The organism is Enterobacter asburiae (assembly GCA_011754535.1).
In the GTDB taxonomy this organism is placed as follows: domain Bacteria; phylum Pseudomonadota; class Gammaproteobacteria; order Enterobacterales; family Enterobacteriaceae; genus Enterobacter; species Enterobacter cloacae_N.
This window is the reverse complement of sequence record JAAQVN010000001.1, coordinates 3,945,783-3,962,114: the sequence shown is the minus strand read 5'-3', so window position 1 is coordinate 3,962,114 and position 16,332 is coordinate 3,945,783. Positions and strand designations below refer to the sequence as shown.

General features: G+C 56.4%; 15 protein-coding genes. 8 read left to right on the top strand and 7 right to left on the bottom strand.

All coding sequences use genetic code 11. The annotated features are described in order from the left end of the window. Positions 1–30 precede the first annotated feature (30 nt). From kduD to fepE, 3 genes are all read left to right on the top strand, one after another. Positions 31–792: a 2-dehydro-3-deoxy-D-gluconate 5-dehydrogenase KduD gene (gene kduD, locus HBM95_18725; protein ID NIH44942.1), complete on the top strand. Its 762-nt coding sequence runs from the start codon at positions 31–33 to the stop codon at positions 790–792. 313 nt (positions 793–1,105) lie between these two features. Further along, a complete protein-coding gene (locus tag HBM95_18720) occupies positions 1,106–2,521 on the top strand; it encodes a sugar porter family MFS transporter (GenBank protein NIH44941.1) in 1,416 nt (471 codons plus the stop codon). A 187-nt stretch (positions 2,522–2,708) separates the two neighbouring features. After that, positions 2,709–3,833, top strand: coding sequence for an LPS O-antigen length regulator (fepE, locus tag HBM95_18715; protein NIH44940.1), 1,125 nt, complete (start codon positions 2,709–2,711; stop codon positions 3,831–3,833). Positions 3,834–3,871: 38 nt separating this feature from the next. Here fepE and HBM95_18710 read toward each other — a convergent pair whose 3' ends face one another. Then, positions 3,872–4,195: a cupin domain-containing protein gene (locus tag HBM95_18710; GenBank protein ID NIH44939.1), complete on the bottom strand. Its 324-nt coding sequence runs from the start codon at positions 4,193–4,195 to the stop codon at positions 3,872–3,874. A 133-nt stretch (positions 4,196–4,328) separates the two neighbouring features. On the opposite strand from HBM95_18710, the gene HBM95_18705 reads away from it, so the two are divergent. Next, the gene (locus HBM95_18705; GenBank protein ID NIH44938.1) at positions 4,329–5,021 is read left to right on the top strand and encodes an aspartate/glutamate racemase; all 693 of its coding nucleotides are present in this window, start codon (positions 4,329–4,331) and stop codon (positions 5,019–5,021) included. On the opposite strand, the gene HBM95_18700 is transcribed toward HBM95_18705, so the two are convergent. Further along, positions 5,016–5,942: a LysR family transcriptional regulator gene (locus tag HBM95_18700; GenBank protein NIH44937.1), complete on the bottom strand. Its 927-nt coding sequence runs from the start codon at positions 5,940–5,942 to the stop codon at positions 5,016–5,018. The genes HBM95_18705 and HBM95_18700 overlap by 6 nt on opposite strands. Positions 5,943–6,064: 122 nt before the next feature. On the opposite strand from HBM95_18700, the gene lysA reads away from it, so the two are divergent. Further along, positions 6,065–7,327, top strand: coding sequence for a diaminopimelate decarboxylase (lysA, locus tag HBM95_18695; protein ID NIH44936.1), 1,263 nt, complete (start codon positions 6,065–6,067; stop codon positions 7,325–7,327). On the opposite strand, the gene HBM95_18690 is transcribed toward lysA, so the two are convergent. Continuing rightward, on the bottom strand, positions 7,297–8,334 hold the full coding sequence (locus tag HBM95_18690; GenBank protein NIH44935.1) for a LacI family DNA-binding transcriptional regulator: 1,038 nt from the start codon (positions 8,332–8,334) through the stop codon (positions 7,297–7,299). The two genes, lysA and HBM95_18690, sit on opposite strands and share 31 nt — an antisense overlap. Positions 8,335–8,554: 220 nt before the next feature. On the opposite strand from HBM95_18690, the gene HBM95_18685 reads away from it, so the two are divergent. Beyond that, entirely contained in the window at positions 8,555–9,040 is a 486-nt protein-coding gene (locus HBM95_18685) for a GNAT family N-acetyltransferase (protein ID NIH44934.1), read from the top strand. Here HBM95_18685 and galR read toward each other — a convergent pair. Continuing rightward, positions 9,001–10,017: an HTH-type transcriptional regulator GalR gene (gene galR, locus HBM95_18680; protein NIH44933.1), complete on the bottom strand. Its 1,017-nt coding sequence runs from the start codon at positions 10,015–10,017 to the stop codon at positions 9,001–9,003. The two genes, HBM95_18685 and galR, sit on opposite strands and share 40 nt — an antisense overlap. Before the next feature lie 624 nt (positions 10,018–10,641). Between galR and aas the strand changes: the two genes are divergently transcribed. Further along, a complete protein-coding gene (gene aas, locus HBM95_18675) occupies positions 10,642–12,801 on the top strand; it encodes a bifunctional acyl-ACP--phospholipid O-acyltransferase/long-chain-fatty-acid--ACP ligase (protein NIH44932.1) in 2,160 nt (719 codons plus the stop codon). Then, positions 12,794–13,987: a lysophospholipid transporter LplT gene (gene lplT, locus HBM95_18670; protein NIH44931.1), complete on the top strand. Its 1,194-nt coding sequence runs from the start codon at positions 12,794–12,796 to the stop codon at positions 13,985–13,987. The genes aas and lplT overlap by 8 nt, the downstream gene beginning before the upstream one ends. 93 nt (positions 13,988–14,080) lie before the next feature. Here lplT and HBM95_18665 read toward each other — a convergent pair whose 3' ends face one another. The 3 genes from HBM95_18665 to mutH form a co-directional block, all read right to left on the bottom strand. Further along, on the bottom strand, positions 14,081–15,121 hold the full coding sequence (locus HBM95_18665; GenBank protein ID NIH44930.1) for an NADP(H)-dependent aldo-keto reductase: 1,041 nt from the start codon (positions 15,119–15,121) through the stop codon (positions 14,081–14,083). A 131-nt stretch (positions 15,122–15,252) separates the two neighbouring features. Beyond that, a complete protein-coding gene (locus tag HBM95_18660) occupies positions 15,253–15,471 on the bottom strand; it encodes a YgdI/YgdR family lipoprotein (GenBank protein NIH44929.1) in 219 nt (72 codons plus the stop codon). Positions 15,472–15,599: 128 nt separating this feature from the next. Continuing rightward, positions 15,600–16,292, bottom strand: a complete 693-nt coding sequence (gene mutH, locus HBM95_18655; GenBank protein NIH44928.1) for a DNA mismatch repair endonuclease MutH — start codon at positions 16,290–16,292, stop codon at positions 15,600–15,602. Positions 16,293–16,332: the final 40 nt, after the last annotated feature.

Genomic DNA, 16,332 nt, shown 5'->3' with positions numbered 1-16,332 from the left:
TGACAGGCGCTGAAAGAGTAAGGAACAAACATGATTCTGGATGCATTCTCTCTGCAGGGTAAAGTGGCTGTGGTTTCCGGTTGTGACACCGGGCTGGGCCAGGGGATGGCGTTAGGCCTGGCGGAAGCGGGCTGCGACATCGTCGGGATTAACATTGTTGAGCCCACGGAAACGATTGAACGCGTGACCGCGCTGGGCCGTCGTTTTCTCAGCCTGACCGCCGACCTGCGTAAAATCGACGCCATTCCGGACCTGCTGGATCGCGCCGTGGCGGAGTTTGGCCATATCGACATTCTGGTCAACAACGCGGGGCTGATCCGCCGTGAAGACGCGATTAACTTCAGCGAGACCGACTGGGACGACGTCATGAACCTGAACATCAAGAGCGTGTTCTTTATGTCTCAGGCGGCGGCGAAGCACTTCATCGCCCAGGGGAAAGGCGGCAAAATCATTAATATCGCTTCGATGCTCTCCTTCCAGGGCGGCATCCGCGTGCCGTCTTACACCGCGTCAAAAAGCGCGGTGATGGGCGTGACCCGCCTGCTGGCGAACGAATGGGCGCAGCACAACATCAACGTCAACGCGATTGCGCCGGGCTATATGGCCACTAACAATACCCAGCAGCTGCGGGCGGACGAAGAGCGCAGTGCGGCGATCCTTGAGCGTATTCCGGCTGGCCGCTGGGGGCTTCCGAGCGATCTGATGGGGCCGGTTGTGTTCCTGGCTTCCCCTGCATCGGACTATATCAATGGTTATACCGTCGCGGTTGATGGCGGCTGGCTGGCGCGATAGACCCACTTATGACAAATACCTCTGCTCTTCGGCGGAGGTTTTTTTTGCTTAAAATTTGCCAAAGTCCATATTGATAAACACGAAAAATCCATACTGAAAAATCATAGATGACCGCCATCACACTTTTATTACTGAAAAATTAATGTATTAGTAAAATAAGGTGATTATCCAGCATTGGTTGAAATTGTAATGTCCATCACAGATCGCTATGCCATAGCGAAATAATCCATATCTTCACGAATTCCGGCCTGACACTTTTCCCCGCTATCTCGTAATTTCACTTAACGAATTTTGCTGTTGAGGCAGGAAAAATATGACATCTATAAATGACTCTAACCTGTTGCCCGCTGCGCTGCGCGATACCCGCCGCATGAACCAGTTTGTCTCCATTGCGGCAGCCGTGGCCGGTTTACTGTTTGGCCTGGATATCGGCGTTATCGCCGGTGCGCTGCCGTTTATTACCGATCACTTTACGCTGAGTAACCGCCTGCAGGAGTGGGTGGTGAGCAGCATGATGCTCGGCGCGGCCATCGGCGCGCTGTTTAACGGCTGGCTTTCGTTCCGCCTCGGGCGCAAATACAGCCTGATGGTCGGGGCGGTCCTGTTTGTTGCCGGATCCATTGGTTCGGCGTTTGCCACCAACGTTGAAGTGCTGCTCCTCTCCCGCGTGCTGCTGGGCGTGGCGGTGGGGATCGCCTCCTACACCGCACCGCTGTATCTCTCCGAAATGGCGAGCGAGAACGTGCGCGGCAAGATGATCAGCATGTACCAGCTGATGGTGACGCTGGGCATCGTGCTGGCGTTCCTGTCCGATACGTACTTCAGCTACAGCGGTAACTGGCGGGCGATGCTCGGTGTGCTGGCGCTGCCTGCGGTTGTGTTGATTGTATTAGTGATTTTCCTGCCGAACAGCCCGCGCTGGCTGGCGCAAAAAGGGCGTCACGTGGAGGCGGAAGAGGTGCTGCGTATGCTGCGCGACACGTCTGAGAAAGCGCGTGAAGAGCTGAACGAGATCCGCGAAAGCCTGAAGCTGAAGCAGGGCGGCTGGTCATTGTTCAAGGTTAACCGCAACGTGCGCCGCGCGGTATTTCTCGGGATGTTGCTCCAGGCGATGCAGCAGTTCACCGGGATGAACATCATCATGTACTACGCGCCGCGCATCTTCAAAATGGCCGGTTTTACCACCACCGAACAGCAGATGATCGCCACGCTGGTGGTGGGGCTCACCTTTATGTTCGCCACCTTTATTGCGGTGTTCACCGTCGATAAAGCCGGACGTAAGCCAGCGCTGAAAATTGGCTTCAGCGTGATGGCGCTCGGTACGCTGATCCTCGGCTACTGCCTGATGCAGTTTGATAACGGCACGGCGTCCAGTGGCCTCTCATGGCTCTCCGTGGGCATGACCATGATGTGCATCGCTGGCTACGCGATGAGCGCCGCGCCGGTGGTGTGGATCCTGTGCTCTGAAATTCAGCCGCTGAAATGTCGCGATTTTGGTATCACCTGTTCCACCACCACCAACTGGGTATCGAACATGATCATCGGCGCGACCTTCCTGACGCTGCTGGATGCGATTGGCGCGGCGGGAACCTTCTGGCTCTACACGGTGCTGAACGTGGCATTTATTGGCGTCACATTCTGGCTAATTCCAGAAACCAAAGGCGTGACGCTGGAGCATATTGAACGCAAGCTGATGAGCGGGGAGAAACTGCGAAATATCGGCGTGTAAGGGGTAATGCCGGGTAAGCGCAGCGCCACCCGGCGTTTTGTTAGCGTGATGCTTAATAACTACCAACTTTGATAGCAATCTCTCAGATAGTCCATTCTCGCATTCAGATTATTCTTAGTTTCTTGTATTATCGGGCAACTGAACTCATCCGGCAGGAATTTACTGCACCCGAAACAGAAGAACGGTTATGTCAGCAATGGATATCAAGAAAAAAACGGACCTCGATTTTCCCTCATATGCCCCCCCAGCAGTCAGTTCAAAAGAGATCGATCTTCTGGGTCTGTTAGATGTTCTGATTACCGCGAAAAAACGTATTGCCACCATTATCTTTGTTTTCGCGCTGGCAGGTCTGGCAATTGCGCTTCTACTGCCGCAAAAATGGACCAGTAAAGCGGTGATCACTCCGGCGGAACAGACACAGTGGAACCCGCTGCGCCAGATGATGGTTGCGCTGCAGGTTCTTGACGTGAAGGTGCCGGTCACCCGTCAGGAAGTCTTTGACCTGTTTATTAAAAAATTCCAGTCACAGTCATTGCTCGAAGAGTATATGACCTCTTCCCCTTACGTGATGGCGCAGCTTAAGAATACGGAAGTGGACCCGCTTGAACTGCACCGTGCGGTTGTTAATATCGCAGACAGAATGAAAGCGGTGAATGATGTTCAGGGAAAAGACGCGGATAAATCGCCTTTCGTCTCCTGGACATTGAGCTTCACCGCGCCGACCGCAGCCGATGCCCAATCCGTCCTGGAGGGGTATATCGACTATATCTCGGCAATTGTTGAGAAAGAGACGGTGCAAAATATCCGCAATCAGATCGCCCTCAAAACGAACGAGGTAGAACAGCAGCTGGCGCTCGACCGCGTTCGTCTGACCAATGTGCACAACACCAACCTGCAGCGGCTGAATTATTCGCTGGAAGTGGCGAATGCCGCGGGCATTAAGAAGCCCGTGTACAGCAACGGACAGGCGGTAAAAGACGATCCGGATTACTCCGTTGCGCTCGGGGCTGACGGTATCGCGCAAAAGCTAAAGATTGAAAAAAATCTCAAGGACGTGACGGAGCTGAACGCGGATTTCCAGAACCGGGAATATTACCTGGCGCAGCTGAAAAAACTCTCCTTTGCAGACGTTAAGCTTGAGCCATTCAGGTATCAGCTTTCGCCATCGATGCCAGTGAAAAAAGACGGCCCGGGCAAAGGGATGATTGTCATTCTGGCAGCGATCCTTGGCGCTCTGTTTGCCTGCGGCAGCGTGTTACTGCGTGAGGCCATGCTCAGCCGAAACCCATTGCCAGAGCCGGTAACGGAATAAATTCTGCATACAGGAAAGGCGCTGAAACAGCGCCTTTTTTATTTCAGGAAATCCTCGCGGACAGGCGTAAAGGTGTCCAGCAGCGTGCCGGCCCTGAGGCAGAGGCAGCCGTGCATAACATGTGGTTTTTTGTAGAGCGTATCTCCCGCCGTCACGACATGCTTCTCTTCACCAATCGTAAATTCAAACTCGCCGGAGAGAACATAGGTTAACTGTTCGTGCGGGTGGTTATGCAGTGGGCCAATTGCACCCTGCTCAAAATGCACTTCAACCGCCATCATCCTGCCGCCGTGGGCCAGCACGCGGCGCGTAACGCCGTTCCCCAGATCTTCAGACGCGGTCTCTTTGTGGAACATAAACATGGTCTTGCCCTTTATAATAAAACGGTGTTTTATTTAATTTATATGGGCCAGCTTAAAAAGAAAACGACGCAACAAAGATCTGGAAACAGGATCACAAGTTTGCTTCACTGGCTTAAACAGAGAAGGAGGGATGATGAAAACGATTGGCCTGTTAGGTGGGATGAGCTGGGAATCGACTATCCCTTATTACCGCCTGATTAACGAAGGCGTAAAGCAGCGTCTGGGCGGCCTGCACTCCGCGAGCCTGCTGCTGCACAGCGTTGATTTTCATGAAATCGAAGCCTGTCAGTCGAGCGGTGAATGGGATAAAGCGGGGGAGATCCTGGCCGATGCCGCGCTGGGGCTGGAGCGTGCGGGGGCGCAGGGCATTCTGCTGTGTACCAACACGATGCACAAAGTGGCCTCGCACATTGAAGCGCGCTGTTCGCTGCCGTTCCTGCACATCGCGGATGCCACCGGACGCGCAATTCGCGCCTCGGGAATGTCGCGCGTGGCCTTGCTGGGCACACGTTACACCATGGAGCAGGATTTCTATCGCGGGCGCTTGCACAGCGAGTTTGGGATAGAAAGCCTGATCCCGGATGAGGAGGACCGGGCGCGCATCAATCAGATTATCTTCGACGAGCTCTGCCTTGGAACCTTCAGCGAAACCTCCCGTGCGTATTACGTGAGCGTAATAGAGAAACTGGCGCAACAGGGGGCTGAAGGGGTGATTTTCGGCTGCACGGAGATCGGTTTACTGGTGCCGGCCGAACGAAGCCCCATCCCGGTGTTTGATACCGCGGCTATTCACGCGGCAGATGCCGTGGAATTTATGCTGTCATAACGGGTTTTGCAGGTCAGGCAAGCGAAGCGCCGCCTGACGCGCATGCTCAACTAAGTGTTCGGTGAATGCGTCCACCAGCGCGGAAGCTGGACGGTGCAGCGGGCGGATAAGGCTTACGGTGAACGGGACGGAAACGCTAAAACGGCGGATGACGATCCCGCTCCCGGCATAGTCCAGCGCCGTAAGCGGATTGACGACCGCGACGCCGACGCCCGCACGAACCATCGCGCATATTGAGGCCGCGCTGTGCGTTTCTACCACCATCCGCCGCTTCACCTGATGCTCAGCAAAAAGCGTATCCAGCAGCTGCCGGTAGCTGTCGGTTTGCGACAGGCTAATGTAGTTCTCACCGTGAAAATCCGCAGGCGTCAGCACCGCTTTGTGAGCAAGCCGATGCCCGGCGGGCAGAACGCACACTTCATCCAGCGCGAGCAGTTCCGTGCGCGCCGTTCCTGCAGGTGTCGAGAAGGTCTCGGTTAACCCGAGATCGTGCCGCTGTGCCGACAGCCACTCTTCAAGCAGAGGCGACTCCTGCGGCACGATGGTGAGATTGACCTCGGGATAGCGGGCCAGAAAAGGCTGGAGCAGCGTCGGTAAGAAGGACTGAGAGAAGACAGGCAGGCAGACAATCGACAGCTCGCCCTGACGAAACTCGCGCAGGCTTTCCGCCGCGCTGACGATTCTGTCCAGCCCGTACCATGAGCGCTGCACTTCCTCAAACAGGCGCAACCCCTGAACCGTCGGGTGAAGCCTTCCCCGGGCGCGTTCGAACAGCTTCAGCCCCAGCACTTTCTCGAAGCGCGCCAGCTCCCGGCTGACCGTCGGCTGGGAGGTATGCAGCATCTGTGCGGCTTCGGTGAGATTGCCGGCGGTCATCACGGCATGAAAAATCTCGATGTGGCGTAAATTGACGGCGGGCATAGGGCACCTGAAAGCAAAGAACTGTCCATATCATTTTTGCATAGACTCGCGATAAAACGATATTTTTTATTCGGCTTCCGCTGTGGCGTAATCATAAAAAATGAATTGACCCGGAGAAGACCATGCCACGCCCGCTCAACCAGACGGATACCGATTTGAACGCTGAAAACCTGCTGCGCCTGCCCGCCGAGTTTGGCTGCCCGGTATGGGTCTATGACGCGCAGATCGTTCGCGAGAAGATCGCCGCCCTGCATCAGTTTGACGTTGTGCGTTTTGCCCAGAAGGCCTGCTCCAATATTCACATTCTGCGCCTGATGCGCGAGCAGGGCGCGAAGGTTGACTCCGTGTCGCTGGGTGAAATCGAGCGTGCGCTGGCGGCCGGGTTCGATCCGAAAACCGATCCTGATGCGATCGTCTTTACCGCGGATGTGATCGACGACGCCACGCTTGCGCGCGTGCATGAACTGCAGGTGCCGGTGAATGCCGGTTCTGTGGATATGCTGGAGCAGCTTGGGCAGGTTTCGCCTGGTCATCGCGTCTGGCTGCGGGTGAACCCGGGCTTCGGTCATGGCCACAGCCAAAAAACCAACACCGGGGGCGAAAACAGCAAGCACGGGATCTGGTACGCCGATATGCCTGCTGCCCTGGAGGTGCTGCAGCGCTACAACATGAAGCTGGTGGGCATTCATATGCATATTGGCTCTGGCGTCGATTACGGGCACCTGGAGCAGGTGTGCGGGGCAATGGTGCGCCAGGTTGTCGACTTCGGTCAGGATCTGGAGGCGATCTCTGCCGGTGGCGGTCTTTCCATTCCTTATCGCGAAGGGGAAGAGGCGATCGACACCGATCACTATTACGGCCTGTGGAGCGCCGCGCGCGATCAAATCGCCGCGCATCTTGGTCATGCCGTGAAGCTGGAAATTGAACCGGGTCGTTTCCTGGTGGCCGAAGCCGGCGTGCTGGTGGCGCAGGTGCGCAGCGTCAAAGAGATGGGCTCCCGCCACTTCGTGCTGATTGACGCGGGCTTTAACGACCTGATGCGTCCGTCCATGTACGGCAGCTACCATCACATTACCGCCCTTGCCGCCGATGGCCGCGATTTAACGCACGCGCCGCGCCGCGAGACGGTGGTCGCAGGCCCGCTGTGTGAATCCGGTGACGTATTTACCCAGCAGGAAGGCGGCAAAGTGGAAACCCGTGCGCTGCCGGAGGTAGCGCCTGGCGATTACCTGGTGCTGCACGATACCGGCGCGTACGGGGCGTCTATGTCCTCGAACTACAACAGCCGTCCGCTGCTGCCGGAAGTGCTGTTTGATAACGGCAAGGCGCGGCTGATCCGTCGTCGTCAGACCATTCAGGAACTGCTGGCGCTGGAACTCGTTTGATGAAAGTACGGCCCCGTTGTGACCGAATCGCGTAATACCAGCGTGCCGGTAAACGGCGGGATCGCATCGACCGGCTGGTTCTTCGCCAGCCGGATCGCCTGATCGATAGCCGTGACGATCATGTTATCTATCGGAAGATAAACCGATGAGAGCGCAGGCTCCAGCCACTTCGCGCTTGGGGCATCGTCAAAGCCGAACAGGGAGATATCCTGCGGGATCTTAAGCCCTGCCTGATGCAGCGCTTTGGACGCGCCCAGCGCCATATCATCGTTACAGGCAAACAGCGCGCTGAACGACACCCCTTCAGCAATCAGCTCCTTACACAGCTCATAGCCCCGCGTCATTCCCGCATCACCGTACTTTATTCGACGCTCGTCCAGACGAATGCCGTGCTTTTCCAGCGCCTTACGGTAGCCCATTAGCCGCGCTTTACCCGTGGGGGTGTGGATCGGGACGGTAATGCAGGCGATCTCCCGGTGGCCCTGATTGATCAGGTAATCCACCGCCTTAAACGCGGCATCCTGCTGTTCGAAGAACACGCAGCGCTCCGGTGCCTGGCTGACTTCACGGTTGATGACCACCAGCGGCGTTTGCACGGTATTAATCAGCTTGATGATCGCCTTTTCGCTCATATAGCGCGTGTAAAGCACGATGGCATCGCACTGGCGGTCGGCCAGCATCTGCACCGCCTGTTCTTCCTGTTCTGGCGCGTCGTGACCGTCGGTGACGATCAGCTGTTTCCCGTGGGTTTCGGTCTGCCGCGACGCCTGCTGCAAAAGACGACCAAAGTAAAAGCCGTCGAAGGTAGAGACGACCAGACCAATGCTGTTGCTGGTCTGGTTAGCCAGCGAACGCGCGAGAAAGTTTGGGCGGTAGCCCAGCTCTTCCATCGCAGCAAAGACCTGCTGACGCGTACTCTCTTTAACCTGACCTGTGCCGTTCAGCACGCGCGAGACGGTAGCCTTCGACACGCCCGCGCGCAGTGAGACATCCAGCATTGTTGCCATTCTACATTCCTGCTTCCACGTAATGGTCTGCAGTTTAACACAGACCTGACAGCGTATAAGCGATGCGGGAAGCGCAAAACTTCTGCCACGATCACGCTTTTTGGTCACGATTCGCCTGGCCTGCCAGAAGTAAAACTAAATAGTCTGACTCTGGTAAAATACTCGCCAAACCGGGCTGGAGGCGTCAGGCCAGCATATTCATTAAAAACGCAGGTGAAACGTGAAAAAGACCGTCATCCTCCCGCTTTACGAGGCACCGCACTATGCGGAGCAGATTACCGACTGGCTATGGCAGGCCTTTGGCGAGGGGCTTTCGCGGGAATTTTTCCACAGCATCGTTGCGCACAGCCAGACGCCGGATGCCCTGCCGCTGACCTTTATCGCCGTAGAAGATGAACGGCTTCTGGGCACGGTGGGGCTCTGGCGCTGCGATTTGATTACCCGTCAGGATCTTTTTCCGTGGCTGGCGGCGCTCTACGTTGACGACGCGGCGCGGGGCAAGGGGCTGGCAGGAAAGTTACAGCAGCATGTTATTCGCTTCGCCGCACGGGCCGGGTACGAGGAACTCCATCTCTGGTCTGCCTGCCGCGACTTCTATGAACGTTACGGCTGGCAGTATATTGGCGATGGGCTGGAGTATCCGGATAAAACGGTACACCTGTACCGTTATTCGCTTTGCGCGTCAGCAGGCGCTGCAACGGAGTGACGGCGCACTAACGTTGGGCTGAAGAGATGGGTAATCTCCGGCGGCTGGCGTTGCTCGGCCAGCGCCAGCGCCAGCTCTGCGGCCTGGGTGGCCATCGTGATGATTGGGTAACGGACGGTGGTCAGGCGTGGGCGCACGTACCGGGAGACCAGGACATCGTCAAAGCCAATCAGTGAGATTTCCGTCGGCACCTCAATCCCGTTGTCATTCATGACACCCATTGCCCCGGCGGCCATCGAATCGTTATAGCTGGCAACCGCGGTGAAATTTCGGCCACGACCCAGCAGCTCCGTCATGGCTTGTTCGCCGCCGCTCTCATCCGGCTCTCCGTAGGCCACCAGACGGTCATTACACGGCAGACCGTTTTCGCGCAGGGCGTCGTAGTAGCCCTGCAGGCGGTCTTCCGCATCAGAAATGGGGTGATTGGAACAGAGATAGCCAATCCGGGTGTGACCCTGTTGAATCAGATGACGAGTTGCAAGCCAGGCGCCGTAGCGGTCGTCGAGGGCCACACAGCGTTTTTCAAAGCCGGGGATAATACGGTTGATGATCACCATTCCGGGCATCTGCTTCATCAGGTGAATCAGTTCGGCATCCGGGAGCATTTTGGCGTGAACAACCAGCGCCGCGCAGCGGTGGCGGATCAGCTGCTCAATAGCCTGGCGTTCTTTTTGTTCATTGTGATAGCCATTGCCGATCAGTAAAAAATTACCCGTCTGATAAGAGACCTGTTCAACCGCTTTAACCATGGCCCCGAAAAAGGGGTCGGAAACGTCGCCCACCACCAGCCCAATGGTATCCGTTGACTGCTGGGCGAGCGCGCGGGCGTTGGCATTTGGATGGTAATTCAGGGTTTCCATGGCGCTTTGTACCGCCTGGCGTGATGCGTCACTGGCTTTGGGTGAATCATTAATCACGCGGGAGACGGTGGCTACCGACACACCTGCCAGACGAGCCACATCCTTTATTGTCGCCATTTATAACCTTCTTATTTAGGGTAAGCGTTTACACACTAAATAGTGTTGCGGAAAAGTGACGCGCATTCAAGGGAAGCCGATTCCCTCGCGCCACAAACGTGACGCAGACCCACCCTGATAGTGTAATCGTTACACGCCTGGTCATGTCAGAAGAATGTCAATCTGAACCTTTAGTTACACTTTGCCTCAGGCTGTTGCGATTGGCCGGTGGCGATGACGTTAAAGAGGTTGGTAGAGTTGAGGTCCCAGAGGTATTGATAGGTGGAATCAACCCCGGTTGATTAACACGACTTACACCAGCCTGCGTTCTTACGCAGGTTTTTTTTTGCCTGACAGTTCAACCTGTAACAGCAACAGAGAATATTCACACCTGGTTGCATTTCGGCTCATTCCCTTGCGTTTTACTGCTGGCGAAGCGCAGGGTCAACAGCCACAATCAAGATCCCAGAGGTATTGATTGGTGAGAATTCTTAGTACGATTTCGTACTCATCACTTGCACCAACCTGCGCGGATGCGCAGGTTTTTTTTCGCCCCCACTTTTGCTGTCGCTCCTGTATCACTTCTCGTGTAATCTGCCACCATTTACCGTCACCCCACCACACTGTCTGGCAAAGGGAGTTGAGATGCTATTTGGGTTTTTCCGTACACTGTTCCGCATTCTTTTTCGCATCCGCGTCACTGGCGACGCCCAGGCGCTTCGCGGCGAGCGCGTTCTCATCACACCCAATCATGTTTCCTTCATAGACGGCATTCTGCTGGCGCTATTTCTGCCCGTGCGCCCGGTGTTTGCGGTGTACACCTCCATCAGCCAGCAGTGGTACATGCGCTGGCTCACCCCGCTGATTGATTTTGTGCCGCTCGATCCGACAAAGCCGATGATGATTAAACATCTGGTACGTCTGGTAGAGCAGGGGCGTCCGGTGGTTATTTTCCCGGAAGGGCGCATTTCAGTGACCGGTTCGCTGATGAAAATCTACGACGGCGCGGGTTTTGTCGCGGCGAAGTCAAAAGCGACCGTGGTGCCGCTGCGTATCGAAGGTGCAGAGTTGACCCACTTCAGCCGCCTGAAGGGGCTGGTGAAGCAGCGTCTGTTCCCCAAAATCACTCTGCATATTCTGCCGCCAACGTCGCTCCCGATGCCCGACGCGCCGCGTGCCCGCGATCGCCGTAAAATCGCCGGGGAAATGCTGCACCAGATTATGATGGAAGCGCGCATGGCCGTGCGCCCGCGCGAAACGCTGTACGAATCCCTGCTTTCCGCGCAGTACCGCTATGGCGCAAAGAAAAACTGCATCGAAGACATCAACTTTACCCCGGATACCTATCGCAAGCTGCTGACCAAAACGCTGTTTGTGGGCCGCATTCTGGAGAAGTACAGCAAGAAGGGCGAAAAGATCGGCCTGATGCTGCCAAACGCGGGCATCAGCGCGGCGGTGATTTTTGGTGCGGTTTCCCGTGGCCGTATACCGGCGATGATGAACTACACGGCGGGGGTGAAAGGGCTGACCAGCGCCATTACCGCCGCCCAGATAAATACCGTCTTTACCTCCCGACAGTTCCTGGACAAAGGCAAGCTCTGGCATCTGCCAGAACAGCTGACCCAGGTGCGCTGGGTCTTTCTGGAAGATCTGAGAGCGGACGTGACCACCGGAGACAAGCTGTGGATTTTTGCACACCTGCTGATGCCGCGTCTGGCGCAGGTCAAACAGCAGTCGGAAGATGATGCGATTATCCTCTTCACGTCGGGTTCGGAGGGCAACCCGAAAGGCGTTGTTCACAGCCACAAGAGTATCCTGGCGAACGTTGAGCAGATCAAAAGCATTGCCGACTTTACTGCCAGTGACCGCTTTATGTCGGCGCTGCCGCTGTTCCACTCCTTTGGCCTGACGGTGGGACTTTTTACGCCGCTGCTGACCGGTGCGGAAGTGTTCCTCTATCCCAGCCCGCTGCATTACCGCATTGTGCCGGAGCTGGTGTATGACCGTAACTGCACCGTCCTGTTCGGGACCTCAACCTTCCTGGGTAACTATGCCCGTTTCGCCAATCCGTATGATTTCTTCCGCGTGCGCTATGTGGTGGCCGGTGCGGAAAAGCTGCAGGAGAGCACGCGTCAGATCTGGCAGGACAAGTTTGGCCTGCGCATTCTTGAGGGCTATGGCGTTACCGAGTGCGCGCCCGTGGTCTCCATCAACGTACCCATGGCGGCGAAACCGGGTACGGTGGGCCGAATTCTGCCGGGGATGGATGCGCGTCTGCTGGCCGTGCCGGGCATTGAGGAGGGTGGCCGCCTGCAGCTGAAAGGGCCAAACGTGATGAACGGTTACCTGCGCGTAGAAAACCCAGGCCAGCTGGAAGCGCCGACGGCGGAAAACGTCAACGGCGAGGTTGAAACCGGCTGGTATGACACCGGTGATATCGTGCGTTTCGATGAGCAAGGCTTTGTGCAGATTCAGGGACGCGCAAAACGCTTCGCCAAAATCGCCGGTGAAATGGTCTCTCTGGAAATGGTCGAACAACTGGCGACGGCTGTCTCCGCCGATAAAATGCATGCGACGGTGGTGAAGAGTGATGCCAGCAAAGGCGAGGCGCTGGTGCTGTTTACCACCGACGGCGAGCTTAAGCGCGACAGGCTACTGAGCTATGCGCGTGAGCATGGCATTCCTGAGCTGGCGGTGCCGCGCGATATTCGCTACCTGAAGCAGCTTCCGGTGCTGGGTAGTGGGAAACCCGATTTCGTGACCCTGAAAGGCATGGTTGAAGAGGCGGAACAGCAAAATGCGTGAGTCAGTACACACTAACACCTCACTGCGTTCAAAAGGCATGATGGCGGTCATTGCCGCGCAGTTTCTCTCTGCGTTCGGCGATAACGCGCTGTTGTTCGCCACGCTGGCCCTGCTGAAAGCCGAGTTTTACCCCGACTGGAGTCAGCCGATCCTGCAGATGGTGTTTGTGGGCGCTTACATTATCTTTGCCCCGTTTGTGGGGCAGGTGGCGGACAGTTTCCCGAAGGGCCGGGTGATGATGTTTGCCAACGGTCTCAAGCTGCTGGGTGCCGCCAGCATTTGCTTTGGCTTCAATCCGTTTATTGGCTATACGCTTGTGGGCATCGGCGCTGCTGCCTACTCTCCGGCGAAGTATGGCATTCTTGGCGAGCTGACCACGGGCGATAAGCTGGTCAAAGCCAACGGTCTGATGGAGTCGTCAACCATTGCCGCTATCCTGCTCGGCTCCGTCGCAGGAGGCGTACTGGCCGACTGGCATGTCCTGGCGGCTTTGGGCGTATGCGCGGCGGTGTATGGCGGGGCGGTCGTGGCTAACCTGTTTATTCCGAAGCTGCCGGTCGCTCGCCCGGGGCAATCCTGGCGCTTCAAACCGATGACTGGCAGTTTCTTCAACGCGTGCCGCGTGCTGTGGCGTAACGGGGAAACGCGTTTCTCCCTGATGGGAACCAGTATGTTCTGGGGGGCGGGCGTCACGCTGCGCTTCCTGCTGGTCCTGTGGGTACCGGTGGCGCTGGGAATTACTGACAATGCGACGCCGACCTATCTTAATGCGATGGTAGCGATCGGCATCGTGGCTGGCGCGGGCGCTGCGGCGAAGCTGGTAACGCTCGAAACGGTAGCACGCTGCATGCCGGCGGGGATCCTGATTGGCGTCGTGGTGCTTATTTTCTCGCTTCAGCATGCGTTTCTGCCCGCTTATGCCCTGCTGATCCTGATTGGTATTCTGGGCGGTTTCTTCGTGGTGCCGTTGAATGCGTTACTTCAGGAGCGTGGCAAGCAGACCGTCGGGGCGGGGAATGCCATTGCGGTACAAAACCTCGGTGAAAACCTGGCAATGCTGTTAATGCTGGGACTCTATTCGCTAGCGGTGAAAGTGGGGGTACCGGTGGTAGCGATTGGCGTCGGATTTGGTGGACTCTTCGCGGCGGCGATTGCGGGATTGTGGGTTTGGCAGCGTCGGCGCTGATAAGTGCGGCCTGATGCCCTCACCCCGGCCCTCTCCCACCGGGAGAGGGGGCAAACCCTAAAAACGGCAACGTGCGTTGCCGTTTTGCTTTTATTACGGTGCCGGGTATGTGTATACCTGATGCACCGCTTCAATCTCCGCCAACACCTCTTCACTCAGGTTCAGATGGAAACTCTCAATATTGGTTTTCAGCTGTTCCATCGTGGTCGCGCCCAGCAGGGTGCTGGCAACAAACGGCTGACGGCGCACAAAGGCCAGCGCCATCTGCGCCGGATCAAGGCCGTGGCGCTTCGCGATATCCACATAGGCTGCAACGGCTTTTTGCGTTTGTTCGCCGCTGTAGCGGGTAAAGCGGCTAAAGAGGGTATTGCGCGCCCCGGCCGGTTTCGCACCGTTGAGGTATTTCCCCGTCAGGGTGCCAAAACCCAGGCATGAATAAGCGAGCAGTTCCACTTCCTCATATTGCGTCACTTCGGCCAGCCCCACTTCGTAGCTGCGGTTAAGCAGGCTGTACGGGTTCTGGATGGTGACGATGCGCGGCAGATCGTGTTTATCCGCCAGGTGCAGGTAACGCATGACCCCAAAGGCCGTTTCGTTGGACACGCCAATGTAGCGGATTTTTCCCGCACGCTGGCACTCCGTCAGCGCTTCCAGCGTTTCCAGCAGGGTAACGGCGGGGGCGCTCTCGTTCCAGCTGTAGCCGAGCTTGCCAAAGCAGTTGGTTGGGCGCTGGGGCCAGTGGACCTGGTACAGGTCGAGATAGTCGGTTTGCAGACGCTTCAGGCTCGCGTCCAGCGCGGCGCGGATATTTTTGCGATCGAGGATCTGATTTGGGCGGATCCCGGCATCGTTGTTTCGCGCGGGGCCACTGACTTTCGAGGCGATGACCAGCTTTTCACGGTTACCGCGTTTTGCCAGCCAGTTACCGACGTAGGTTTCGGTAAGTCCCTGTGTTTCAGGGCGTGGTGGCACAGGGTACATCTCTGCAACATCAATCAGGTTAATCCCCTGACTGACGGCATAATCGAGTTGTGCATGGGCATCGGCTTCGCTGTTTTGTTCACCAAATGTCATCGTGCCCAACCCCAGTTGACTTATCTCCAGAGCGCTGTGGGGGATACGGTGATAATGCATAGCCGGCTTCCTTCAATAGACATGTAGACCGCGTCAGGAACCTCCCGACAAAGGAATATAAACATGGCAGAGGGGAAGCAAAAGGGGAAGAAAAAAATCAAAAAGGCCAGTAAGCTACTGACCTCCGACCGTTATCGCTCAATAATTTGCGAGACTTCGTCGCGATTGATCTGCATTTTATTGCCTGCCTGGTCGTGGTAGCTGACCAGACCGGTATCGTCGTCGACTTCGGGTTTGCCGTCGGTCAGGATCATCCGGCCATCTTTCGTTGCCATGACGTAATCGCTGCTGCAGCCCGATACGGCAAACGCCAACCCGACTGCTGAAATTAACACCGCCCATTTTTTCATCGTTATCGTCCTCATCTGGCTCGTATCAAATCATAGTGTAGTATTAACCCGTTATGGCAACAGGGTGAAGCGGTAAAATCTTAAAAACCAGGTGATTATGTTTGTGAGCTCGCAAAATAAGTAAAAAACTATGTTTTAAGTAAGAAATGACGAGCAAGCAGCGCGCCGGTGAAATTCTTTTTAAGATAAAAACCGCGCGGCAGCGTCAGTATGGGTTCGCCCATCGCGCCGATCGCCTCGGTAAGCGCTTTGCTGTTTGCCGCTTTCGGGCGCAGCTGTAACACTTCTCCGTGTCGGGCGGTAATTCGCTCGACCTGCCCGAGCACAATCATGTCCATCAGCTCTTCCCAGTCCAGGCGCAGCTGATGCTCCTCCTCTTCATCCGGACTCCAGAGCAGCGGTGCGCCAACGCGACGTTCGGCCAGCGGGATCTGCCGTTCACCTTCAACCGGTATCCAAAGCACGCGTTTCAGCTTATGACGCACGTGGCTGGTTTCCCACGTCACGCCGGTATTGCCGGTTAAGGGCGCAACGCAGACAAAGGTTGTCTCCAGGGGGCGACCCCAGCTGTCGATGGGGATGGTTTTTAACTCGACGCCAAGGGCGGCAAAATCTTGCTCAGGTTTGCTCCCGGCGCTGGCACCCAGCCACAGCTCCAGCAGCATGCCGATCCAGCCTTTATCCCGTTTAAGATCCTTCGGGATCTGAAGCCCTGCCATAGCCGCCAGTTCGCCAAGCGAGAAGCCTGCCAGGCGCTGTGCCTGCTCTAGCAGCTGGCCTTCGCTGGACGGCGGTGAGAGCAAGGGGGTAAGCGAATGCATGAAGGTAACCTTTTGATTAAAAAATAAACGAAGAAATTGT

Bases quoted from the DNA above. Each gene is read 5' to 3' on its own strand.
- HBM95_18700 (NIH44937.1), bottom strand. From the start codon at position 5,942: ATGCCCGCCGTCAATTTACGCCACATCGAGATTTTTCATGCCGTGATG.
- lplT (NIH44931.1), top strand. From the start codon at position 12,794: ATGCGTGAGTCAGTACACACTAACACCTCACTGCGTTCAAAAGGCATG.
- fepE (NIH44940.1), top strand. From the start codon at position 2,709: ATGTCAGCAATGGATATCAAGAAAAAAACGGACCTCGATTTTCCCTCA.
- aas (NIH44932.1), top strand. From the start codon at position 10,642: ATGCTATTTGGGTTTTTCCGTACACTGTTCCGCATTCTTTTTCGCATC.
- lysA (NIH44936.1), top strand. From the start codon at position 6,065: ATGCCACGCCCGCTCAACCAGACGGATACCGATTTGAACGCTGAAAAC.
- HBM95_18690 (NIH44935.1), bottom strand. From the start codon at position 8,334: ATGGCAACAATGCTGGATGTCTCACTGCGCGCGGGCGTGTCGAAGGCT.
- HBM95_18705 (NIH44938.1), top strand. From the start codon at position 4,329: ATGAAAACGATTGGCCTGTTAGGTGGGATGAGCTGGGAATCGACTATC.
- HBM95_18710 (NIH44939.1), bottom strand. From the start codon at position 4,195: ATGTTTATGTTCCACAAAGAGACCGCGTCTGAAGATCTGGGGAACGGC.
- HBM95_18660 (NIH44929.1), bottom strand. From the start codon at position 15,471: ATGAAAAAATGGGCGGTGTTAATTTCAGCAGTCGGGTTGGCGTTTGCC.
- HBM95_18665 (NIH44930.1), bottom strand. From the start codon at position 15,121: ATGCATTATCACCGTATCCCCCACAGCGCTCTGGAGATAAGTCAACTG.
- mutH (NIH44928.1), bottom strand. From the start codon at position 16,292: ATGCATTCGCTTACCCCCTTGCTCTCACCGCCGTCCAGCGAAGGCCAG.
- HBM95_18720 (NIH44941.1), top strand. From the start codon at position 1,106: ATGACATCTATAAATGACTCTAACCTGTTGCCCGCTGCGCTGCGCGAT.
- galR (NIH44933.1), bottom strand. From the start codon at position 10,017: ATGGCGACAATAAAGGATGTGGCTCGTCTGGCAGGTGTGTCGGTAGCC.
- kduD (NIH44942.1), top strand. From the start codon at position 31: ATGATTCTGGATGCATTCTCTCTGCAGGGTAAAGTGGCTGTGGTTTCC.